The following is a 23,290-nucleotide window of genomic DNA, read 5'->3' as shown; positions in this document are numbered from 1 at the left end:
GTATGCTCCACGTCGCGCCGTCATCGGTAAGAGACGACGCTTGTCTTTGTTTTCTGCGGGCGTCGCCGTGGGGAGGTTTGGCCGCATGATCCCCTACGCCGCGCTTTTCGCCGTCGTGGCGCTTTGTTTCGTGCCTCGTCCGGGTTGGGAGTCCCTGGCGGTTTCGCCGGGGAACTGGTGCTTGAAGATGAGTTTCCATACGTCGGTGGCGGTGGCCGTCGTGAGGTTCCGGTTCAGTTCAGGTCCATGGGACAGGGCCGAGACCGGCAGATCCACGGCATGCGCCACATTGATCAGAGTCCCGAAATTACAGGCTTCATCAAGCTTCGTCCAGACAATACTGCCCGGCGCGCTGGCCCGGTAGCGGGCCGCGAAGGACCGGAGCTGGGCCGTGGCGCAGATGGGGCTCAGCGCCAAGTGTACGGCCACGCCGGGATGTCCGGCCATGCCCAGGGCGCGCAGGCGCTGGTCCATGCTTTCTTCGCCGCGCAGGCAGGGCATTTCCGCAAAGGCCCACCCGCTGGGCCCAAGACTTTCCCACAGGGTCCGGAATTCTTCTGGGCTGGTCACGCTCCTAAAGGTGATGCCCGAAAGCTCGGCATAGCGTTTGAGCATGGCCGAGCCCGTCGAACCGTCCCACAGGGCGGCCACCGTGACCGGCGTATTCGGATGTTGGCGTTTTCTGGCCAGGGCCAGGCGCAAGACGGCCGTGGTCTTGCCCGCGCCCGAGGGGCCGACCAGGACGTGGACGCGTTGGCCCCAACTGTCCGAGGGCAGGGGCTTGATCCCGACCATGCGGGACAGGGCGGGCAGGACGGTGCGTTCCCCGCAGTCGGTCAGGGACCGGAACAACGTCAATAAAACGGCATCCTCCACGCCTTCGCGTTCCAGGTATTGCAAAGCCAGGCGTTGGCGGGGTTCGAGCCTGTCAAATTTCAGACCAGGTTTGAGCAGGGCCATCATGTGGTCGCGAATTTCGTCCCATTCCCGTCGCCAGCCGTCGCCGGAGGCGGCGCCGGGAAGGATCATGTCGGCCATCGGGTCCGTTTCGGGCCTGGCGGCTGCGGGACGGTTCCGTGCGCCGTTCCCCTTGGCCGGGGCGGCGGGGATGGTCAGCACCTTCTCCCGGGCAGCCGTCTTGGGGGCCTCCTCGACCGACTCCACGGCGGCCATGATCTCACACAGGCATTGGCCGTTTTCCCGCACGGTCTGGTTGCTCAGGATGACCGCATCCGGACCCATTTCGCTTTTGATCCTGGCCAGGATCCGCGCCATGTTCTTGTCGCGAAAGGTTCTAACCCGCATTGTTGATTCCTATGGTGGCAAGGGATTGGAGCTTTATCTCGCCGGGAATTTCCGCCTGTGAGATCACCGGGAGGGTGGGCACAAACCGCATCAGAAGCTGCGCCAGGTGCGGCCGGGAGACGGGCGACGTCAGAAGCACCGGCTGACCTTCCACGGACAGAGCCTTGTCCATGGCGTTTTTGATGGCCTGGATGATCTTTTGCGCCGTCATCGGTTCCATGGCCATATAGGTGCCATGGTCGGTCTTGCGCAGGCTTTCCTGGATGCTTCCCTCCACCTTGGGGGAGAGGTTGAAGATGGGCAGGGAGCCTCCGGGCGACAGGTACGGCTTGACGATGGTGCGTCCCATGCGGGAACGGACGTATTCCGTGAGCTGGTCGGGATCCTTGATGGAGTGCCCATAGTCGGAAAGGGTCTCCACGATGGTCAAAAGATCGCGGACGGAGACGTTTTCCTTGACCAGATTCTGCAACACCTTTTGCACCGAGCCCAGCCCCAGGACGCCGGGCACCAGATCCTCCACGGCCTTGGGGGCGCGCTTGGCCAGGTTGTCCAAGAGGACTTGGGTCTCCTGGCGGCCCAGGAATTCATGCAGATGGCGGCGGAAGACCTCGGTTAGGTGGGTGGCGATGACGGTCGCCGGATCGACCACGGTATAGCCGGCCAGCATGGCCTCTTCCTTCTGGGCCTCGGGAATCCACAGGGCCGGGAGGTTGAAGGCCGGTTCGCGGGTCTCCACGCCGCGGATGCGGTGCTTGGCGTCGCCCGGGTCCATGGCCAGGTAGTGGTCGATGAGAATCTCGGCCGAGGCCACCTCGTTGCCCTTGATGAGCACGGTGTACTGGCCGGGCTTGAGCTGGAGGTTGTCGCGCAGGTGCAGCGACGGGACGATCAGGCCCATGTCCAGGGCGAACTGGCGGCGGATGGAGCGGATGCGGGCCAGAAGGTTGCCGCTTTGATCCTCGTCCACCAGCGGGATCAGGCCGTAACCCACCTCGAGTTCCAGAAGATCCAGGGGTAAAAGGGCCTGCACTTCCTCCGGGGTCTCCAACTCCTTTTTCTTGTCCTTGTCCTTGCCCTTGCCCTTGGCCTCGCCGCCGCCAAGCAGTTCGCGTTGCTTGTCCGAGGCCATGGAAACCCCGTAGATCAGGGCCGCCATGGCCAAGAACGGCAGGGTGGGCATGCCCGGGACGATGGCGAAGATCACCATGATGCCGCTGACCAGCCGAAGGGCCCGGGGATGGTAGGTGAGCTGGGCGATGAATTCCTCGCCCATCTTGGCCTCGGAGGCGGCCCGGCTGACGATGAGGCCGGCGGAGGTGGAGATGATGATGGACGGGATGATGGAGACCAGACCGTCGCCGATGGTCAGGATGGTGTAGGTCTGGGCGGCGTCGGCCCAGTCCATGCCTTTCTGGATGACGCCGATGCAAAAACCGCCCACGATGTTGATGGCCGTGATGAGGATGGTGGCGCTGACGTCTCCCTGGACGAACTTTCCCGCGCCGTCCATGGCCCCGTAGAAATCGGCCTCTTTGCGGATGGTGTCGCGGCGGGTGGTGGCCTCGACCTCGTCGATGAGACCGGCGTTCAAATCCGCTTCAATGGCCATCTGTTTGCCGGGCATGGCGTCCAGGGTGAAACGGGCGGCCACTTCGGCGATGCGCGTGGTGCCCTGGACGATGACCTTTTTGTTGAGCGAGAACAGGATCAGGAAGATGACGACGCCCACGAAGTAGTTGCCGCCGACCACGAACTGGCCGAAGGCCTCGATGACGTGTCCGGCGGCCGCCGTGCCTTCGTCGCCGTGCAACAGGATCAACCGGGTGGAGGCCACGTTCATGGACAGCCGAAGGAGGGTGGTGACCAGGAGCAGCGACGGATAGATGGAAAATTCCAGGGGCGTGGTCATGAACATGGTGGTGACCAGGACCACCAGGCTTACGGAGATGGACAGGGTGAGCATGAGATCGATGAAAAACGGCGGAATGGGAACCAGCATGACGAACAAAATGATCACCACGCCGCCGGCCAAAAGGATGTCGCCCTGCTTGGTGAACTTTTCGTAGTTGAATGAAACCGTCTTCAGTGGTTTGGCCATCTTTTTGACACCCGTGGTGGTTCTGTCGATTGCCCGTGTTAGCGGCTTTTTCGCCGGAATTTGTCAAGCTGGGCCAGGATGGTGGCCACGGCCTGGTACAGTTCCAGGGGGATGGTCTGCCCGACTTCCACGGACTTATACAAGGCCCGTGCCAGGGGTTTGTTTTCGCGGATGGGGATGTGATGTTCCCGCGCGATTTCCTTGATTTTTTCGGCTAGGTGGTCGAGCCCCTTGGCCAACAGGAGGGGGGCCGGGGAGACCATGGGGTCGTAACGCAGGGCACAGGCGATATGGGTGGGGTTGGTGATGACCACGTCGGCCTTGGGAACGTCGGCCAGCATGCGTTTCTGCATCATCGCCATCATTTTCTGCCGCTGTTTGGCCTTGATCTGAGGATCGCCTTCGGCCTGTTTGCGTTCGTCCTTGACCTCGTCTTTGCTCATTTTGAGATTTTCGGAATAGCTCCAGCGTGAATACCAGACATCGGCTATGGCGATGAGCACCATGGGAACCAGGGCATAGAGCACCATGGTCATGCCGGTCCCCAGGAGATAGGTCGCAAATCCCTGGGGAGTCTGGTAAAACAGGGGGACGAAGTTGGCGAATTCGTGTTTGAGCACCAGATAAGGCGCCACGGCGATGGCTGTGGCCTGGGCCAGTTGTTTCCCCAGCCGGAAAAGCGTTTCCGTGCTTATGAAAATCCGCTTTATGCCGGCCATGGGATTGAAGAGGTGGCTGAAATCGGGATTGAACAGTCTCGAATACCACAGCTTGCCGACCTGGATGCGCTGGGTGATGTAGGCGGCCACGGCAATGGAAAGCATGATGGGCAAAAGCATGACGGCCAGCTTTTTGGAAATCATGACCATGATTTCGTAGACGCCGCTTGCGGTGATGGTCGTGGTGAATCCTGTTTTGAAGGCCCAGATAAATATCTCCCGCATTTCCTGGTCCATCCGGACAATGAAGAAGTTCAGGGCCATGAGCCCGACGAACAACACGATGATTTTCGGGAGTTCCTGGCTTTTGGCGACAGACCCTTTCTTTCTGGCCTTGCCGACGCGTTTTTGTGTCGCGTTTTCTGTTTTACTCGGATCTTCTTGTTTGCCCATGGCGGCGCCTTGTGCGATGCGGCCTTATCGGGCCATCATCCCGAGCTTTTCAGAATGGCGTTGTAGATGACGCCCATTTCCAGGATGTAGTCGCCGACATATCTGGCCAAGGTCGTAAATATCAGGATCAAAAACAGGAAGCCGACGCCGATTTTCAAGGGAAAACCGACGAAAAGGACGTTCATCTGCGGAGCGGCCCGGGAAATGAGCGCCAGGGCCAGATCCACCAGGAACAGCGAGGCGATGACCGGGGAGGCGATTTTGAGGGCCAGGGTGAAGATGTGGGAGGAAAACATCAGGATGTTTTCCCCAAGTTCCGGATTGATCAAAAGGCCCCCGGGCGGGACAAGATGGAAGCTGTCCCCCATGGCCTGAAGCAGAAACAGGTGCCCGTTGAGGGTCAGGAAGATGAGCATTGTCGTCTGGTAGAGCAGGTGCCCGGTGATGGGTTCCTGGGTTCCGGTCAGGGGGTCGAGCACGTTCATCATGGCGAATCCCATGGAAAACCCGATGTAATGGCCTGCGGTCTGGACCGCCGCGAACAGGAACCGCACCACCACGTCGAGCAAAAGGCCCATGATGATTTCCCCGAAGAGCATCAGTGCGATCATCCAGGGATTGCCGGGCAAAAGAACCCCGGGGAAGGACAGCTTGGGCCAGATGGCCAGGCTGAGCACGATGCACAGGGCGCCTTTTATGGGGGTCGGCAGGATGGAGCCGCCGAAGACGGGCAACAGAAACAGGATCAGGCTGACGCGCAGAAGCGTCAGAAAAAAGCTGAAGATGGTGGCGGGATCGAAATTGAAAAGATCCATGCCGCCGGGACAGCAAAAAACGGACCAGCCCGGCCGGACGCCTGGCGCCTCCGGCCGGAGCCGCGGTGTCCAGGCCTTCACCATGACGCTGGCGCCATCTACGAAACAAAGAAGACATTCAAATTGTTATCTCAACATCCATCTGCGTGGCGGGCGCCAGCTCACCTTGATGCGCCAGCAAGAACAGCCAGCTTCAGGGTCGGACTCGGCCCCTGTTCTGAGGCGGCGTGGTGGGGCTTTGGCCGGGAGGGCGGAGGTCAGTTGAGGATGTAGCGCATGGGGTTGACCGGAACCCCGTTGACGCGGACTTCGTAATGCAGGTGCGGCCCGGTGCTGCGGCCGGAATCGCCCACGTAGCCGATGATGTCGCCCCGGGAGACGGACTGGCCCTGGGACACGGTGAATTCGCGCAGATGGCTGTAGCTGGTGGAGATGCCGCCGCGATGCTCGATGGTCACCGTCGGGCCGGAGCCCTGCCCATCGCCGACGAAGGATACGGCGCCTCCCGCCGTGGCGTACACCGGGGCGCCCAGGGTGGTGCTGATGTCCAGGCCCTTGTGGAGTTCCTTGCGCCCGGTGAAGGGGGAGACGCGTTCGCCGAATTCCGAGGAGATCCACCCCTGGGTGGGCCAGATGGCCGGGGTGGAGCTCAAATAATCCTTTTTTTCGTTGAAAAGGGCCAGGAGCTTTTCCTGCCCGGTTTTTTCCAGACTGGCCTGCGCGCCCAGGTCGTGCAAAAATTTGTGAAGGTTCCTGGCCAACATCTCCTGGCGGTAGAGGGGGATGTATTTTTTGGTGAAGTCCTGGTCGCCTTCCGCCTGCTGGGGGCTGACGTTGCGTGGTTCCTGGTCGAGATTGATCATGAGACGCAGTTTGGCGTCGAAATCCCGGATGCGTTGCAGATCGGTCTCGATGCCTTTTATTTTTTCCGAAAGGCTGAGCAGTTGGGATGTTTGTTCTTGTACGGTTTTTTTTGAGGCGGCCAGCTCGTGCTCTTTGAGCGTGTAGTCGCCATAATAGGACAGCAGCACGATATTGGCCGCCACCATGGCTGCAATGGCCAGGAGGGTCAGAAAAAAGAGCCATCCCCGAAGTCGCAGTTTTCGGTAGACGCCGTGCTGGTCTTTGAAAATGACGATTTGATAATCGCGAAGCATGTTGTGTCGTCTTGCGGCCATGCCGCGTGTACCGTTTCAAACGGATCGCGCTGATGGATTTGTAAAAAAATGAAACCGGTTGGCCGGGAGGGGGCGCCTCCCGGAGCGCTCCGGAAAAGGCAAGGCCCCTTAAGGGCTCTTCACAGACCGTGGAACGCTATCGGTCGGCCGCATCCTTGTCAAGTTGCCAACGGCGAAGGGCGTTTACGACGTTGGTCCGGGATTTTTTATCCGAAGCGAACCGCTCCGTCAGCCAGGTGGCGATCTCCAGGCGTTTGGAACGCTTGGCGTGGGGGCAGGGGTTTTCCCAGACGGGGAGTTCCCACTCCCGGCTGGCCCGGAGGATCTGTCTTTTGTCTACCAACAGCAAGGGCCGGATGACCGTCAACCGTCCGGAGAAGAAGGATTCCCGGGCGGACATGCCGTCCACCCGTCCGCCCTGGAACAGGTTCATGAAAAAGGTGGCGGCCAGATCGTCGGCGTTGTGCCCAAAGGCCAGATGGGTCAGCCGGTAGTGGCGGCAGAGCTCGAAAAGGCGTTTGCGGCGCAACCAGGCGCAATAAAAGCAAGGTGATTTTTTTCGGTTTTCCGGCGAGTGGGCGCGTGGCCCGTGGTCGGTGACCTCAATGTGGGCGGCGATGCAAAGCGCCGTGCACAATCCGGCCAGGGGGGCATGGTTCGCCGGATCGAAGCCGGGATTGAGGTGCAGGGCCATAAGCTCTGTGGCGAAGGGCACGATGCGCTGGCGGGCCCGCATGACCCGCAAAAGCACCATGCTGTCCACGCCTCCGGAGACCGCGACGCCGACGCGCGCCCCGGGGACGAGGCCCCCGGTGTGCATGAGCAGCTTTCCAGCCTTGGCGATGCAGAATTTCTGGGCGTAGGACGGATTTTTGTCCTGAAGCCGCATGTCGTCCGCAACGCTGCGGCCCGCTCGTATGGCGTCCGTCATCTCCATGGCCTTGCCGCGGCGCGAAGCCCGGGGGGAGCGCTATCCCGGCAGGCGGGACGCGGCGGGAGTCCGGGGCGCACGGTCATTCCGTGCCCAAAAGGATGTCGCGGATTTCGGAAAAATGTTCGATGGAGCTCTCCATGACCCGCTCCATGTGTTCCGCCGTCAGTCCCAGCCTGGCGAACACCGTCTCGCTGGGGGCGTAGTGCATGCCGTCGTAACCAAGCCCGATTCCGGTCATCTTGGCGATGACGTCCCCGGCATGGACCAGATCCAGGGCCAGGTCGCGCACGGGGGCGGCGTCCGGGGCAAGCCGGTGCCGGACCACGTAGACGATGGGTTCGGGGAGCTTCCAATGCTCAAGCAGGAGCGCGCCGAGTTCCCCATGGTCGATGCCAAGTACCGCCCGCTCGGCCTTTTCGAAGGGGATTCCCTTGGAATAGGCCATTTCCATGATCGGTTCCGCATCCACGGCCAGAAACGCCCCGAGCACGACCTTGCCGATGTTCACCAAAAGGCCCGAGGTGAAGGTGTGGGGAGGGGCTGTCAGGCCGAGCTCCCCGGCCAGATGCTCCGAGGCCACGGCCAGGGCCGCCGAATGCTCCAGGAGCTGTCCGGGGGGCAGGCCATAGCCCTTGATTTCATATTTGGCGAAGGGGGCCACGCCCGAGGCCAAAACCATCTGGTAGACCCGCTGCATCCCCAGGCGCATGATGGCGTCTTTGACCGTGGTCACCATGCCGTGGCCGCCGAAGAACGCGGAATTGGCCATGCGCAGCAGGTTGACGGTCAGGCCGGGTTCGTATTCGATGAACCTGGCCAATTGCATCATGGTGGCGTCCGGATCGTTGATGATCGACATGATCTTCTGTACCGGCATGGGCATTTGCGGCACGGCCAGAGCCTTGGCGATGATCTCTTGGCGTTTCATATTTCCCAGCTTTTCCCGCAGGAACTGATCACCACGCGCCCGGAATCCATGTACAGGCGAACCGTCCTGGGGATGGAGCCGCCCACGTCGGAACCGGACAGGCGAAGATGGTTGTGGTCCAGGAGTTTCTGCAATGCGGCGAGGTTGGCCGCACCGGTATCGAAGGAGTTGGAGACGTTCATCATCCGGCCGCAGCCTGCGGCCTTGATGACCAGACGCTCCCGCTTGGCCCCCTTGGCGAACATGGATTTGATCATGTGCGGCACGCCGGTGTTGACGTACATGCAGGGATTGAGGGTTTTTCCCTCGCGGGCCTCCCGGGCCACGGGGAGCAGGCAATGGATGAGGCCGCCCACTCCGGTTGCGGGGTCAAAGACCACGAGTCCCAGACAGGAACCCAGGGAATGGGTGACCAGGATCTGGTTTGGGCGGTTGGTGATCCGCATGTCCGAGATGCCGACGACGATTTCCATAGCTGGGTTGAAAGCGATGCGCTCCTTTCATCCTCGCGCGGGTTTGGGTTTCGGCAATATCCGCAATCGGAGCCGGAGACAAGCAGGGGTCGGTTCCCGGAGCGCAAGACCCTGGTGGTCGCCGCCTCCCGTTAGCGGGCCGTGGGGTCGCCTGCGGGCCCGGTAGCGGTCCCGGACGGCGGCGGGGTCAACTCCTGGCGGAGCCGTTTGAGGCGTTCGTTGGTTTCGTTGTCGAGTTCGTGGCGCAACTCGTCGGGGATGGCCGTCCGCCGGGCTTTGGCCACGGCGGTGTCGCTGTTGGGGCCAATCTGGCCGTTGGCGTTATAATTGACGTTGGGCCAGTTGTTCTGGGCGCTGAGAACGGAATAGCCGCCGCTGGCGTTGATGTCCGCCGCCACATCGGCCTCGATGACGCCGTTTTTGTTCCAGTCGATCTGTCCCGCCGCATTTGCCGCAAATGCTTCTTTCCATGTGCTGTTGAAATAATAATACAGGGCCCCGTAGCGTGAGAGATCGTCGGCGCCGGTCATGCCGAGACGTTCATCCAGGTGGTTTTCGTTGAGGCTTGGCGTGTTCATCCGCTGATAGTCGAAATGCAGGGGATAGCCTGCATCGCCCCAGTGGCCGTCGATGTACAATCCGGATGTCTGGAAAAAATAGCTCATGATGCTGAGGTAATTGGGTTTGTAGTTGGCGTGGTCCGTGCCGCCGTGGGTCAGGCCCAGGCAGTGTCCCAGTTCGTGGATGAAGGTGCCCTGTTTTTCCCAGTCCGTGCCGCCGGGGGTGGTCCATTCGCCCAGGGTGACCAGGAAGTTCACGGCCGGGATGTCCCGGGCCAGGCCGCTGGACGTATCCTGGTTGTAGGAGTTGGCCCAGATCATGTATCGGAAGGCCTTGGCGTAGGCCGGGTTGAAGAAATCGTTTTTCAGGGAGTCGAATTGCAACCAGACCTTGGTGTAATCCCCCGCTTCGCCCAGGGTTTGCACATAGGTCACCTGGCTGCCCAGGACCGGATGGATGCTTATGCCGGTGGTTCCGTCCGGGTTTTGCGCCGGGGCGTTGGCGAATACCGCCTTGATGCGATCGATGACCGTCTGGGATGGGGCGAGGCTTATGCTGTCGGGGCGGACCATGTAGTCCATCCACACAAAGAGATCCTTGCGCTTCGGATCGGCCCCCATGGTCGGGAGGTCCACGAAAACGCCGTTTTCGGTGTACCCCTGGGTTTCCCAAACGTCCGGAAGCCCATCGCCGTCGCTGTCGCGGCGCCGGGCTCCCGTAATGGAGGGGACGAGGAGCAGGGGCTCAAGATCCTGGGCTCCTGCCGGGGCGTGGAAGAAGAGCGCCACGAACAGGCCGCAGGCGGAGATGGCGCGGCGAAGCGCAAGACGGTGGTCGTGCATACGAGGCCCTCCCATGGGGCCGTCAGGTTTTTTGGACCAGCAGTTTGACGAAGACGAAAAAACCCGCCACAAACATCAGGAAAAAAATCATGTTGTAGACGTGATACCTGTTCTTGCAACGCCTGCGTTCGCGCAGGAAATCGTCGATCTCCTCGTCGGTCATGTGTGATTTTTCGCGAAGCGTCATGCGTTCATAGCGAATGTAGTCTTCGTCGTCGTATTTGATCAGAAAACGGTGTCGGTTGACGAAAAAGGCATAGTAAAAAAGGTAAATGATGAGAAAAAGGCCGAGGATGTAGTGAAGGTCGTCATACGGGATCATGGGCGAGCCGGGCAGGTGTCGCGCCAGGACCGGCCGGGATGCACAGCGGCAGCGTTACTGTGGATCAAGGTCGTTGCGCCTTTTTCGTTGTGATCGATCATCGTCCTTCCGTTCAATGCGAAAGCGAATCCAAAAGAGCAAGAGCGCGAATACGGTAAACGCGATCCCAAAAACAAGCGGGCCAAACCAGTTGTCCATACCCATTCGTTCCGAAAAAGACTGCCGGGTTATGTCGCGCCGGGCCGCCGCCCACGGCCTGCGCCGACGGTGGGCGCAGGGCGGCCGGAATGAGACCGGCGACGTTTCAAGTGTGCCAAAGGTTGAACCCCGGCGCAACCGGTTCCTTCTTTTGCCGACGCTTTATGGCAAAAGCACGGTGCAATTCCAAAGGCTCTGTTCGCGAAGACAGTTGACTCCCACGGCAACCGAGGCTTTTCGCAAACCCTGCGGTTTGGGAAATCAATGGGTTAGACAACCGCCAACGGCTGCCACGAAGAGAGCCATTCCAAAAGGGTGTGAGTGAGGATGCCGGTGAGGCGCTCTTCGGCGCTGACGACGAGTGCTGGGAGCTCCTTGTCGAATGTCGCACTGCCCCAGGGGGGGGCTGCCCCGCCAGGTAAGGTCGGACGCGAAGAGGCGTTCCGGGTCTAGCGAACAGATGTGCAGGGGGTGCAAATTCTTTTTACACCTGTCTCAGCCAGGAATCCCTCTATTTTCCAGATAATTATCCTCCTAAGCGTCTCCCGAAGGATCCCACTGCCCCATTTTTGAGTTGGCAAACTTGTGCAAATGCGTCATGTTTCCCAATATAACTTCTCCGATCCGTGCATGGTGAGAGGCCGAACCCAGAGGATAGCAGGCAAACAGGCCGAGGGCAGCTCGGCCAGCGGTTGCGACCTGAACATCCTTGATGAAATTTCCTTCTTTCTTTTTGCTTTTGCCAACACAGTTCTCAACCCGTTGCGTGCTGCGGTTCTTGGCTTTGCCTGGATTAGTATAAACAATGTCTGCAAGATGTGTAATGGGTGGCTGCATTCAGGCCAGGGGAAATCGCTCAGCAGAGGTCATCGGCAATACAAAACGAGGTACCCATGATGCCGCGCAAATCAAAGCAAAGCCTTGCCGCCGCACTGTTGTCCGTCCTGTGCCATTGCCTGCTATTCTCAGGATATCTGAGCGGGCCAGCCCATGCCCAGACCAGCGACGACGCCCTCCTGTTGATGGTCCCCGTCATAGCCGCGAACGCCAGGCCCTCGGCGAAAGGGGTGATCGGGGCGGCGGGGGGCGTTTTGGCCGTGGATACCGTGTCCGTGCAAGTCCCGGCGGGCGCCTTTTCGTCCGTGACGGAACTCTCGCTCACGGGACAATCCTCCAAGCCGGACTTCCTGGGCGCCCCCCAGTCCCTGATCTGGAAACTGCGGGTGGACGCCGAAGGCTGGAACAAGGCCCTTACCATCTGCCTCGGCCAGGTCGGCGGATCGGATCGGGAAATGCCCGTGGCCCTGGCCGAAAGTCTGGTGGTGGACGCCGATCGGAGCGACAGCCGCCCGGCGATCGTCACCGGACGAGTCGTAGCGGGCAAGCTCTATGTCGATATCGCCCCGAACGACGGCGAATCCGGAGCCGGGGCCGGGATGAGCAACGGGGAAAAACAGAATGTTCCGACCCACCGGGAAGCGACCTTTTGGCGCATCACCGGCTTCGAGACCCTGCGCAGCGATCATTTCCGCCTCTACTATCCGGCCTCCATCGCAGCATATCCCGAGGATATTCCACAGCAGATACTCAACTTTGCCGAACTGGCCCGTACGAAACTGACGGCCATGGGCTTTTCCGCCAACAGGTTGCAGACCCCGGTGAACATCACCGTTGAAAAGGGCATGGGCGATACCGACGGCGAGGCTGGAGTGCCGCTCTCCGGAAAGGCCGGCCAGTACATGAACATCAACTTCAACATCTGCACTCCCGATAAACTGGAGCGCCTTAAGGTCACGGTAGGACACGAATACTTCCATATCATCCAGAATCTGTACAACCCACGCTCTGGTCTGGCCATTCGCCATCCTTGGAGCACGCCGAACTTTCTCATGCTGTCCGAGGCCTCGTCGGTCTGGTTCGAGGGCGTCATGCTGGACTCCGGATCCTACGTCTCCCAGGTCTTCATCAACGCCCTGCCCGAATTCAATCACGGCCTGGGCGTGGGGGCGAAACGCGGCGACATCCAGAACCTGGGCTACTGGGCGTCGGGCTTTCTGCGCTATCTGCGCGACAGGCGCGGCAGCAACAGCTTCGTTTACGACCTGTGGCGCGCTGTCCAGGACCAGGGGACGGGGAGTTCCGGCCTGTCCGACCTTGGGGCGCTTATCGACACCGTGGGCAGCATGGCGACCATATCCTCCAACTGGACAGATTTTCTTGAAAAAACCGCGTCCCGGAATACGGGGTATGCCAATTGGCAGCCCCTGCCCGGCAGTCGCACCCACTATCTCGAAAACGAAAATGGCGATTACACGCCCTACGCGATATTCGTCGATGACATCGAACCTTTTTCCGGACGGGTGTGGAGGGTTGTCCTCAACAAATTGGAATCCGGGGACACGAACTGGGTGGCTGTTTCCGAAGAGGCGCCGGAAATTACCTATGCCCTGTACAAGGCAACGGGCGGCTCCGGCGGTTTCGCCCGGCTTGGCCCCCTCATCCCGAGAAAACCCATCCACTTCACCGCCAGCCTGAAGGATATCATCGTTGCGGTGGCGTCCAACGGGGATTCCACCCATCCCTATCGACAGGCGCAAACAGCCTCCGTCCAGATCAAGGTCCAGGGCGAACCGCAGTACTGCCTCAACGTTCCGCCAGGATGGCCCATGGAGATCAACTCCCACACACGGATTTGGACGCATCTCACCAAAGGATATCGGGTGGCGGAAGAGACATACCGGGATGCGGCCTGCACCGATCCATCGCATGTACTCTGCTACGACATTGAATACGGTTATCCAAATATGAAGATTGAGTGGTACGAGAACGGGAAAAAAAAGGTACACTACCACATGAATGAAGATTACATTCTCCATGGAAAGTACCAATCATGGTTTGAAAACGGACAGCTCGAAAAAGAGTTTACATACGTTAATGGTTCCAAACAGGGATTGTATACGGAGTACTTTGAGGATGGAACGCTTCGTACGAAAGGCAACTACTGCGCAGGCGGGTATGGCATCGGGCTGTGGTATGTTTACCGCGAGGGCTATGGCCCCGAATGCCTCAATTTTCCAACCTGCGGAGGGGATCCGGTGTATGTGGACTGCGCCGAGTAAACGAGCCCCGTCCCTGACCACGAAGGGCCACTCTTGGCGGGGTGGCCCTTGTATGGCGCTTCCGGGTTGCCCGTGGGGCGCCCCTTTCGTCCGCCGCCTCGCTCACATGCTTCATGATGTGGAACCGGTCATGGACGATCTCCCCGTCGCGCCGGGCGCATGCTTGGGTGGTCGCGTTCCCGGCCCCTGGGCGCGGCCCTTTCCATGACGCCCCAGACGGCGTCCCAGAGTCTCTCGTCATGATGCCACGCGCCCCGGTCAGCGTGGCGCACTCGGTCAACGCGTCGATGATCAACCGCTCCATCAACAAGGTGAAACGTCCCTTGAATTCGGCCCCTGGCACGATGATCTGGAGGACGCCATCGTTTTGCGGCCGTTTTGTCATCACGGCGCGGTGGACATGCGCCCGCGAAGGGCTTACTCGACCCGGTGGGCTTCGCCATTTTTCGCCACCAGACCACGATTGGAGCGCAACCACGCCATGTCACTTGAGTTTTTGCAGGAAGTCATCCGAAACTACGGGTATCTGGCCCTTTTCATCGGCACGTTTCTCGAAGGGGAAACCATCTTGCTTCTGGCCGGGTTCGCGGTGCAGACCGGCAATTTCGGGCTGTCCCTGCACGGGATCATCCTGACGGCCTTTGCGGGGTCCCTGGCCGGCGACCAAGCGGCCTTTTTCATCGGCCGGTATTTCGGCAACCGGTTTCTCAAGCGCAGGGAAAAATGGCAGGAGCGGGCCGCCCGGGTACACAAGCTCCTTGAGCGGTACCACGAAGTGCTCATCCTGACGTTTCGGTTTTTTTACGGCCTGCGCAACCTGACCCCCTTCATCCTCGGCACCACGGATATTTCCGTCAAAAAGTTCTTTGCGCTCAATGCCATCGGCGCGTTTGTCTGGGCCGTGGCCTTTGGTTGCATCGGTTACCTCTTCGGGGATATTCTGGAGAACGTGCTCGAAAGCGTTCTCAAAGAGGTACATAACGTCGAACTCATCATTTTCGGGGTCATCGCCCTGGTGGTCCTTCTCTTCTGGATCAGGAAAATGTTGCGTAAGAAGTGATCCCGCCTTGACTCTTTCCGCTCGCCGGGTTGATAACGGAAGCGACCGCCCTGTCGCGTAGCGACCTGAAAACAGGGTGGCCATGGCTGTGACGTTGTGCGGTTGTGCGATCCCTGCCTTCCCCTGACCACGGAATCGGGTGGTTTGCCTCCCGGGCGATTCCGGAAGCGGTAGACATGGAAAAAAAGGAACCCGGCGCCTCCCTCCCCGCGCCAAGCGGCTTTTTCCGCGAGTGCCGCAGCCTCATGCACGCCGCAGGGCGTTCGCTTGGCGGCGTTGTCGCCGCCAGGGAGCGCGATTTTCTTTCCCTGGGCGAGCGCCTGCACCATTTACGCTCCAAATCCGAGGAACTTGCCGAACGCGCCGCCGCCTTGGCCGCCACGACCTCCGGCGAATCCATGGATGAGGTGTTGGGCAACCTCTCCACGGAACTCGAACAGATGACCGGCGTGTGCGAGATGGGCAACAGCCGGGAGAGCCTGGAGGAGTTGACCTCCGTCCGCGGGATCGTGGCCGATCTGGAGAAGATTTCCAGCGAATTCGGCAGGATTGTGAAACGACTGTCCATGCTGGGCATCTCCACGCGCATCGAAAGCGCCCGGCTGGGAACCCAGGGCCTGGGATTCAGCACCCTGTCCGACGACGTGGAGAAGCTGGCCGCCAACATCATCGGCTATGCCGGACAGATAAACGAGCGCAACCGGGCGTTGCGCGGACTGGTGGATGAGGCCGAGGTCAAGACCAAGTCCGTCGTGGACAGCCAGGAGCGTTGTTCCTCGGTCATTTTTGGCGGACTGCATGAGAATATCGAAACCCTTTCGAGGCTGGCCGCCACCTCCGCCGCCCTGTCCGAGACCATTTCCGACAAGACCAGGACCGTCACCGAAAACGTCTCCAGCGCGGTGTTGTCCATGCAGTTTCACGATATCGTCCGGCAGCAGGTGGAACATGTGGAGCAGGCCATGGGCGACGTGGACCAAGTGGTGGCGGCCAGGTTCGCCGACCAGCCCCTGGAGACGGAGCGGGACGGATTCGGGGACGAGGACCGGGAGGTGGTGGCCTGGATCGGGGACGTGCTGGATTTGCAGTGTTCCCAACTGGGCAATGCCCGGGAACGGTTCGTCAATGCCGTGGAGACGCTGGTCGAAAATTTGCGCGACATCGCCGAAAGCATCATGTCCATCGGGGGCGAGGTTCTGGGTGTCGCGGGGGATGACCGTAGCGGCGCGGACCTTGGCCGGGTGGCGCAGGATGTGGCCCAGGTCAAGGACGCGCTTCGCGGATTCGCCGCCAAGGGCGAGGAACTGGCCGGAATCATGAGCTCCGTGGCCGGGACGATTTCCGAGATGAGCGGGTATGTGGGCAAAATCGAGGACGTGGGCTCGGAAATCGAGCTTATCGCCATAAACGCCAGCATCAAGGCCGCCCACACCGGGGAGCAGGGCGCCGCCCTCGGGGTGCTGGCCTCGGCCATCCAGGGATTGTCCGTGGAGGCCAGGCAACAGACCGACGAGGTGTCGCGCATCCTGCGGGACGTGGCCAAATCGTCGAACATTTTGCAGGACAACGCCAGCATCTCCTACGATGTCTCCCGGGTTGACGAGGTGTCGGCCCATCTGGACGGGCTGCTGGGCCAAATCGGGGATATGAACCGGAAAAGGACGGCCATGTTCGCCGAAATCGGCGAAAAAAGCGCGGAGTTGGGCGAAGCCGTGCAGGGATTGGCCTCCGGCGTGCATTTCCACGAGGAGGTGGGGGACCGCCTGGAGTCGGTGCGGCGGGATCTGGACGCCTTTCGCGCCCTGTCCAAGCGGATCGTGCCGGTGGAAAGCGATGTCAGGCGTCCCGACCGGCTGCGTGAACTCTTTGGCCGATACACCATGGAGGCCGAACGGGACGTGCATGAGTCCGTGTTCGGCGCGGCGGGCATGGCGGAAAAGAAGGACAACCGCTCGAAAGCCACCCCTGACGCCGGTGGCCTGGGCGACAACGTGGAGCTTTTTTGATTCAGGACATCGGTGTCTTTCTTGCTGGTTTCGAGTGGCTGGGATATGAAAGACACAGGCGTCACAGCGGAAATCATGCCGCATGCGGCGACTTGTCATCAGGGGGGGCCATGGGGTTGCATGAAGTGCTTCGGGACGATGTCGGCGTCACGTTGCGTCTTACGGGCGCCTGGACCGTGGAGCACGCTGCGGCCCTGCGCCGGGAGCTCCTGGACCTTCTGGCGGAGACGGACATGGCGCGTCTGGACGTGGCCGGGGTCGAGGCCGTGGATGCCAGCCTTTTCGAAGTGGTGCATGCGGCCTGCCTGAGCGCCGCCCGGGACGCCAAGCGGATACAGAGGGTTGGTCCGTTGTCCGACGCCGCACGCCAGGCCGTCAGAGTGTCGGGTTTTGTGGAAAACGGCATGTTTGCTGAATTTTGGAAAGACGAGGAGAGGCATGACCAAAACGATCATGACCGTTGACGATTCGGCGAGTGTGCGGCAGATGGTCGGATTCACCCTCAAAAAAGAGGGATATTCGGTCATTGAGGCCTCGGACGGCAAAGACGCCCTGGGCAAGCTCAGGGGGGCCGTGAACATGGTCATCACCGACCTGAACATGCCCAATATGGACGGCATCGAACTGATAAAGAACATCCGGGCCCAGGCGGCGTACAAATTCATTCCCATCGTCATGCTCACCACCGAGTCCCAGGCGACCAAGAAGCAGGAAGGCAAGTCGGCAGGCGCCACGGGGTGGATCGTCAAGCCGTTTACTCCCGAGCAACTTCTGGCCGTGGTCAAAAAGGTGCTCCGGTAACCACTGCCAGGCTGGGCGCTTTCTCCCCGGCGACAAGGACGCCATATGTCCCAGGACGACATGCACCGCATGGCCTTTCGGGAAGAGGCAGGCGAGCTGTTGGGAGAGCTTGAGGCCTCGCTGTTGGCCCTTGAAGACCAGCCGGAAGACCAGGATCTCATCAACCGCGTCTTTCGGGCCATGCACACCATCAAAGGATCCGGGGCGATGTTCGGCTTCGAAGACATCGCCGCCTTCACCCACGAGGTGGAGACCGTCTTCGACAAGGTGCGCAACGGCCTGCTCCCGGTCTCCAAGACCCTCCTGGACCTGACCCTGGCGGCCCGGGACCACATCAAGCTGCTTCTTGAGGCTGCCGACACGGCGGACGGGCCGGATCCCGTCATCGCCCGGCAGGGGCAGGGCATTTTGGACGGGCTGCGCCGGTTTTCCCCGGCCGCCCCGATCCAGGCCGAATCCCCGGTCGTGGCGCCGGAGACCGTGCGCGGCATGGCCACCTACCGCATCCGTTTCAAGCCCGGGCCCGGATTTTACGCCACGGGCAACAATCCGCTCCATTTTCTTGAGGATGTGGCCGAGCTTGGCGACATGCGCCGCTATCTGCACACCGAGGAAGTCCCCTGCCTGGAAGACATGGACCCCGAGGTCTGCCACGTCTGGTGGGACATCATTTTGGGGGCGCGAAAGAGCTATTCGCAGATCCAGGAGGTGTTCGCGTTCGTCGAGGACGATTGCGAACTGACCATCGACCAGATCGACAATGGCGAGACCTTGTCCGATGCCGGGGTGTACAAAAAACTCGGGGAGATCCTGGTCGAACGCGGGGATTTGACCCCGGACGATCTGGCCCAGGCCCTGGCCGCCCAGAAGCGGCTGGGAACCGTGCTGGCCGATTCCGGGCTGGTGCCCACGGCAAAGGTCGAGGCCGCCCTGGTGGAGCAAGAGGCCGTGCGCGAGATCCGCAAGGCCCGGGAGCCGGCGGCGGAATCGGCGTCGAGCATCCGGGTGGCCGCCGAGAAGCTCGACGATCTGGTGGATCTGGTGGGAGAGCTGGTCATCGTCCAGTCCCAGATCAAGCAGGTCGTCCTTGAGGGCAACGACCCCACCCTCAAGGCCCTGTCCGAACATCTCGAGCGGTTGAGCGACGACCTGCGCGACTCCACGCTGGGCATCCGCATGTTGCCCATCGGCTCCACCTTCAGCCGGTTCCGCCGTCTGGTGCGCGACCTCTCGGCCGAGCTCGGCAAAGAGATCGACCTGGTCACCTCGGGCGAGGAGACCGAACTGGACAAGACGGTCATCGAACGCCTGGGCGATCCCCTGGTGCATCTTTTGCGCAACAGCATCGACCACGGCGTGGAGCGCCCCGACGAGCGCCGTGCAAGCGGCAAGCCCCCCCGGGGAACGGTGTTTTTGTCGGCCGAGCATTCCGGCGGTTCCGTGGTCATCAGCATCACCGACGACGGCCGGGGGCTTGATGCCCGGGCCATCCGGGCCAAGGCCGTGGAACGCGGGGTTCTGCCCCCCGAGGCCGAACTCTCCGACAAGGATCTGTTCAATCTCATTTTTCTGCCGGGCTTTTCCACGGCCAAGGCCATAACCAACGTCTCCGGCCGGGGCGTGGGCATGGACGTGGTCAAACGGGCCATCGAATCCCTGCGCGGGGCCGTGGAGATCGACAGCGTTCCCGGCCGGGGGGCGACCATCACCGTGCGCCTGCCCCTGACCCTGGCCATCATCGACGGACTCCAGATCCAGACGGGCGGGGAGTTTTATGTGGCGCCCCTGTCGCTGGTGGAAGAATGCGTCGACCTGCCGCGCGACGAGTCCGGAGAGGGGGACAAGATCATCAACCTGCGCGGCGAGATCGTTCCCTACATCCGGCTGCGGGATTTCTTCGATGTTGACGGCAGTCCCCCCGACGTGGAACAGGTAGTGGTTTCCAGCGTCGAGGGCTCTCGGGTGGGCCTTGTGGTGGACCGGGTCATCGGCGAACACCAGACGGTCATCAAGAGTTTGGGACGCATCTACCGCGATGTGGAAGGGCTGTCCGGCGCGACCATCAAGGGCGACGGAACCATGGCCCTCATTCTCGACGTGCCGGGGCTTCTGCGCGCGGCCGTCGAATCCGGAAACTGAAAGGGGGAAAGCGCCTATGGCTTCCGACGACACGACCTTAAATGACAATCAATACCTGACGTTTGTCCTTGAAAACGAACTCTTCGCCTTAAACATCGGGTCCGTGCGCGAGGTGCTGGAGTTGACCTCCATCACCAAGGTGCCGCGCACCCCGGAATTCATCCGGGGGGTCATCAATCTGCGCGGCCGGGCGGTGCCCGTGGTGGATCTGCGCATGAAGTTCGGCATGGGCGAGACCCGGCGCACGGTCAACACCTGCATCATCATCGTCGAGGTGGAGCTTGACGGCGAGTCCACGGTGCTTGGCGCTCTGGCCGATTCGGTCCAAGAGGTCTACGAGATGGAAAGCTCCCAGATCGAGCCGCCGCCGCGCATGGGAACCCGCATCAAGGCCGAGTTCATTACCGGCATGGGCAAAAGCGGGGATCGGTTCATCGTCATCCTGGACATCAACAAGGTTTTTTCGGCCGAGGAGTTGACGCTTGCCGCCGACGCCGGGCGGGGGCAACCCGTAAGCGAAGGACGCGAGGTCGCCGTCGATGCCGGAGCCTAGGCCCAAGCGCGAGTCCACCAGACCGTCGTCCATGGTCAGCATGGCCGACAAGGATTTCCGGCGCTTCAGCGAGTTTATCCATACCGAGTGCGGCATCAAGCTGCCGACATCGAAAAAGACCATGGTCGAGGCCCGGCTGCAAAAGCGCCTGCGCCTGCTCGGCATGCCATCGTTTCGGGAATACAACGACTATCTCTTCAGCCCCTCCGGGCTTTCCGAGGAACTCTCCCACCTCATCGACGCCATCACCACCAACACAACCGAGTTTTTCAGGGAATCCAAGCACTTCGACATCATGCGCCAGGTGGTGCTGCCCCACTGGGTGGCCATGCGCGGGGTGGTCCATCCCTTGCGGCTGTGGAGCGCCGGGTGCTCCTCGGGCGAGGAGCCCTACACCCTGGCCATGGTCTTAAGCGAGTATGCCGAAAAAACCCCGGGGTTCCGGTTTACCATCACGGCCACGGACATCTCCTCCCAGGTCCTTGAAAAGGCCCGCCGGGCCGTCTATCCCGAGGATCGGGTGGAGGGCATGACCTACGACCTCAAGCGGAAATATCTCCTGCGCAGCAAGGACCGTCTGAGGAGACTGGTGCGCATCGTCCCGGATTTGCGGGAGCGGGTGACCTTTTCCCGCCTGAACTTCATGGAGGAATTCAGCTTCAAAGACCCCATGGACATCATTTTTTGCCGCAACGTGATGATCTATTTCGACCGCCCCACGCAGGAGACCCTGCTTAATAAATTCTGCCGCCAGTTGCGCAAGGACGGGCACCTTTTTATCGGCCATTCGGAAAGCCTGACCGGCATGGATCTGCCCCTGCGCCAGGTGTCTCCCACCGTATACCGGCGCACTTGACAGGGCGTCATTGCAGCGCAAGCAGGGTTTCGTAAAAAGACGGAGAACAGGACCGGAGTTGGCTCGACGTATTGAGAACGTATTTGCCGACGCCGCAGGAGTCACAGTACAAAACGGACATGCGCAGCGCAGAGCGGCGAGCGCCTTCAAAGGGTGGTGAAGGGTGGAGAAGATCAGGGTTTTGATTGTCGACGATTCGGCGCTTGTGCGCCAGACGCTGTCGGACATTCTGTCGTCGGATCCGGAGATCGAGGTCATGGGTACGGCCGCCGATCCCTTCGCCGCCGCCAAGAAGATGGAGGAGCAGGCACCGGACGTCATCACCCTGGACATCGAGATGCCGCGCATGGACGGCCTGACGTTTTTACGCAAGATCATGTCCCAGCATCCCATGCCCGTGGTCATCTGCTCCACCCTGACCGAGTCCGGGTCGGAGACCACGCTTCGGGCCATGGAATACGGGGCCATGGACATCATCCTCAAGCCCAAGCTCGGAACGCGGCAGTTTTTGGAGGAATCGCGCATCCGCATCTGTGATTCGGTCAAGGCGGCGGGCCGGGCCAAGATGAAGCGGCTGGTCCCCACCCCCCCCATGAAGGTGGAGCCCAAGCTCGGAGCCGACGCCATGTTGCCTGGCCCGACGGGCAAGGCCATGTTCGGGACCACGGAAAAGGTGGTGGCCGTGGGCGCGTCCACGGGAGGCACCGAGGCCCTGCGCGTCTTTCTCGAGGCCATGCCCCAGGACTGCCCGGGCATCGCCATCGTGCAGCATATGCCGGAACAGTTTACGGCGGCCTTCGCCAAACGCTTAAACGGCCTGTGCCGGATCACCGTGAAAGAGGCCGAGGACAACGACACCATACTGCGCGGCCAGGCGCTTATCGCCCCGGGCAACAAGCATATGCTGCTCAAACGCAGCGGCGCGCGCTACCATGTGGAGGTCAAGGATGGCCCCCTGGTCAAGCGGCACCGGCCCAGCGTGGACGTGCTTTTCCGCTCGGCCGCGCGTTATGCCGGGAAAAACGCCGTGGGCGTGATCATGACCGGCATGGGCGACGACGGGGCCGAGGGACTGCGGGAGATGAAGGACGCCGGGGCCTATACCATCGCCCAGGACGAGGCCAGTTGCGTGGTCTTCGGCATGCCTCAGGAGGCCATCAAGCGCGGCGGCGCGGACAGAATCCTGTCCTTGACCCTTATCGCCCCGGACGTGGTGCGCGCTTGCGCCACCTGACGGGGTGAGGCCTGCCCTGGCAAGGGGTGAGGACGTTTTTTCCACAGGATATCCCATGCCTCTGGAAATCGAGCTGAAATTCCCCGTGGCCGGGTTTTCGGCCCTGCGACAGTCTCTGGCGGAGGCCGGTGCGGTTCCGGAACCCGTGGTCTTCGAGCAAAACATCGTCTTCGACGCCCCTTCCCCTTATGCCGGGCCGGATGCTTCCCCGGACGCCGGGCCGGACGCCGGGACGGTCGCGCCCGGTCCCCTGCGGGCCGCAGGCATCCTGCTGCGCCTGCGCCGCAACTCGCCTGGCGGACAGGCCGCCGCCTCCGGGGTGGTGACCGTCAAGCTCCCCGCGCCCGGGCAGGCCCCGGCCGGATACAAAGTGCGCCAGGAGCTCGAAACCCGGGTGGAGGATTTTTCGGCCATGGAGGGCATCCTGCACGGCCTGGGCTACGCCGAGGCCCTGCGCTACGAGAAGGTGCGCCAGGCCTGGATGCTGGGCGGCCTGCACGTCTGCCTGGACCGGTTGCCGTTTGGCCGCTTCGTGGAGCTCGAAGGCGACCCGGACGACATCACGGCCTGGGCGGCCCGGCTTGGGCTGGACCCGGCCTCGGCCCGCACAGCCACCTACCACGACCTGCACCTGGAGCATCTGGACGCCCAGGGGCTTGGGCCGACGGACAGCTTCGTCTTCCCGCCGGAGCAAGCCGCCCGGCTTTTGGCCGCGCCGTCGCTTGAAGAATGAACGCCCGGCGTCCCGGCCCG

General features: G+C 61.4%; 20 protein-coding genes. 10 read left to right on the top strand and 10 right to left on the bottom strand.

Annotated elements, in window-relative coordinates; all coding sequences use genetic code 11:
* Positions 1–93: 93 nt before the first annotated feature.
* From V3572_RS07290 to V3572_RS07245, 10 genes are all read right to left on the bottom strand, one after another.
* Positions 94–1,305: a flagellar biosynthesis protein FlhF gene (locus V3572_RS07290; protein WP_332110320.1), complete on the bottom strand. Its 1,212-nt coding sequence runs from the start codon at positions 1,303–1,305 to the stop codon at positions 94–96.
* Positions 1,295–3,406 carry a flagellar biosynthesis protein FlhA gene (flhA, locus tag V3572_RS07285; RefSeq protein WP_332110319.1) on the bottom strand — a complete coding sequence of 704 codons (2,112 nt, stop codon included), beginning with the start codon at positions 3,404–3,406 and terminating at the stop codon, positions 1,295–1,297. Before flhA ends, V3572_RS07290 begins: the two co-directional genes overlap by 11 nt.
* A 38-nt stretch (positions 3,407–3,444) precedes the next feature.
* Positions 3,445–4,518 (bottom strand): flagellar biosynthesis protein FlhB, encoded by a 1,074-nt coding sequence (flhB, locus tag V3572_RS07280; RefSeq protein WP_332110318.1) that lies wholly within the window; start codon positions 4,516–4,518, stop codon positions 3,445–3,447.
* A 35-nt stretch (positions 4,519–4,553) separates the two neighbouring features.
* The gene (gene fliR / locus V3572_RS07275) at positions 4,554–5,333 is read right to left on the bottom strand and encodes a flagellar biosynthetic protein FliR (RefSeq protein ID WP_332110317.1); all 780 of its coding nucleotides are present in this window, start codon (positions 5,331–5,333) and stop codon (positions 4,554–4,556) included.
* Positions 5,334–5,590: 257 nt separating this feature from the next.
* Positions 5,591–6,511 carry a M23 family metallopeptidase gene (locus tag V3572_RS07270; protein WP_332110316.1) on the bottom strand — a complete coding sequence of 307 codons (921 nt, stop codon included), beginning with the start codon at positions 6,509–6,511 and terminating at the stop codon, positions 5,591–5,593.
* Positions 6,512–6,647: 136 nt separating this feature from the next.
* A complete protein-coding gene (locus V3572_RS07265) occupies positions 6,648–7,400 on the bottom strand; it encodes a tRNA lysidine(34) synthetase (protein ID WP_332110331.1) in 753 nt (250 codons plus the stop codon).
* 124 nt (positions 7,401–7,524) lie between these two features.
* Positions 7,525–8,373 (bottom strand): HDOD domain-containing protein, encoded by an 849-nt coding sequence (locus tag V3572_RS07260; protein WP_332110315.1) that lies wholly within the window; start codon positions 8,371–8,373, stop codon positions 7,525–7,527.
* Entirely contained in the window at positions 8,370–8,846 is a 477-nt protein-coding gene (locus tag V3572_RS07255; protein ID WP_332110314.1) for a chemotaxis protein CheD, read from the bottom strand. The genes V3572_RS07260 and V3572_RS07255 overlap by 4 nt, the downstream gene beginning before the upstream one ends.
* A 131-nt stretch (positions 8,847–8,977) precedes the next feature.
* Positions 8,978–10,249, bottom strand: coding sequence for a hypothetical protein (locus V3572_RS07250; RefSeq protein WP_332110313.1), 1,272 nt, complete (start codon positions 10,247–10,249; stop codon positions 8,978–8,980).
* Between the two features lie 22 nt (positions 10,250–10,271).
* Complete coding sequence (locus V3572_RS07245; protein ID WP_332110312.1) at positions 10,272–10,571, bottom strand: hypothetical protein; 300 nt, start codon at positions 10,569–10,571, stop codon at positions 10,272–10,274.
* 1,091 nt (positions 10,572–11,662) lie between these two features.
* Between V3572_RS07245 and V3572_RS07240 the strand changes: the two genes are divergently transcribed.
* The 10 genes from V3572_RS07240 to V3572_RS07195 all read left to right on the top strand — a co-directional run bounded on the left by V3572_RS07240 (position 11,663) and on the right by V3572_RS07195 (position 23,270).
* A complete protein-coding gene (locus V3572_RS07240; protein WP_332110311.1) occupies positions 11,663–13,888 on the top strand; it encodes a toxin-antitoxin system YwqK family antitoxin in 2,226 nt (741 codons plus the stop codon).
* Positions 13,889–14,369: 481 nt separating this feature from the next.
* On the top strand, positions 14,370–14,948 hold the full coding sequence (locus V3572_RS07235) for a DedA family protein (RefSeq protein ID WP_332110310.1): 579 nt from the start codon (positions 14,370–14,372) through the stop codon (positions 14,946–14,948).
* Between the two features lie 176 nt (positions 14,949–15,124).
* On the top strand, positions 15,125–16,954 hold the full coding sequence (locus V3572_RS07230; protein ID WP_332110309.1) for a methyl-accepting chemotaxis protein: 1,830 nt from the start codon (positions 15,125–15,127) through the stop codon (positions 16,952–16,954).
* A gap of 110 nt (positions 16,955–17,064) precedes the next feature.
* A complete protein-coding gene (locus tag V3572_RS07225; protein WP_332110308.1) occupies positions 17,065–17,418 on the top strand; it encodes an STAS domain-containing protein in 354 nt (117 codons plus the stop codon).
* Entirely contained in the window at positions 17,393–17,755 is a 363-nt protein-coding gene (locus V3572_RS07220; RefSeq protein ID WP_332110307.1) for a response regulator, read from the top strand. The genes V3572_RS07225 and V3572_RS07220 overlap by 26 nt, the downstream gene beginning before the upstream one ends.
* A gap of 45 nt (positions 17,756–17,800) precedes the next feature.
* A complete protein-coding gene (locus V3572_RS07215) occupies positions 17,801–19,894 on the top strand; it encodes a chemotaxis protein CheA (RefSeq protein WP_332110306.1) in 2,094 nt (697 codons plus the stop codon).
* A gap of 16 nt (positions 19,895–19,910) precedes the next feature.
* A complete protein-coding gene (locus V3572_RS07210) occupies positions 19,911–20,447 on the top strand; it encodes a chemotaxis protein CheW (RefSeq protein WP_332110305.1) in 537 nt (178 codons plus the stop codon).
* The gene (locus tag V3572_RS07205) at positions 20,434–21,303 is read left to right on the top strand and encodes a CheR family methyltransferase (RefSeq protein WP_332110304.1); all 870 of its coding nucleotides are present in this window, start codon (positions 20,434–20,436) and stop codon (positions 21,301–21,303) included. Before V3572_RS07210 ends, V3572_RS07205 begins: the two co-directional genes overlap by 14 nt.
* A gap of 163 nt (positions 21,304–21,466) precedes the next feature.
* The gene (locus tag V3572_RS07200; protein ID WP_332110303.1) at positions 21,467–22,537 is read left to right on the top strand and encodes a protein-glutamate methylesterase/protein-glutamine glutaminase; all 1,071 of its coding nucleotides are present in this window, start codon (positions 21,467–21,469) and stop codon (positions 22,535–22,537) included.
* A gap of 55 nt (positions 22,538–22,592) precedes the next feature.
* Positions 22,593–23,270 (top strand): class IV adenylate cyclase, encoded by a 678-nt coding sequence (locus tag V3572_RS07195; protein WP_332110302.1) that lies wholly within the window; start codon positions 22,593–22,595, stop codon positions 23,268–23,270.
* The last annotated feature ends 20 nt before the right edge of the window (positions 23,271–23,290 follow it).

This window comes from Desulfolutivibrio sp., assembly GCF_036584575.1.
In the GTDB taxonomy this organism is placed as follows: domain Bacteria; phylum Desulfobacterota; class Desulfovibrionia; order Desulfovibrionales; family Desulfovibrionaceae; genus Desulfolutivibrio.
This window is presented reverse-complemented; position numbering and strand designations above follow the sequence as displayed.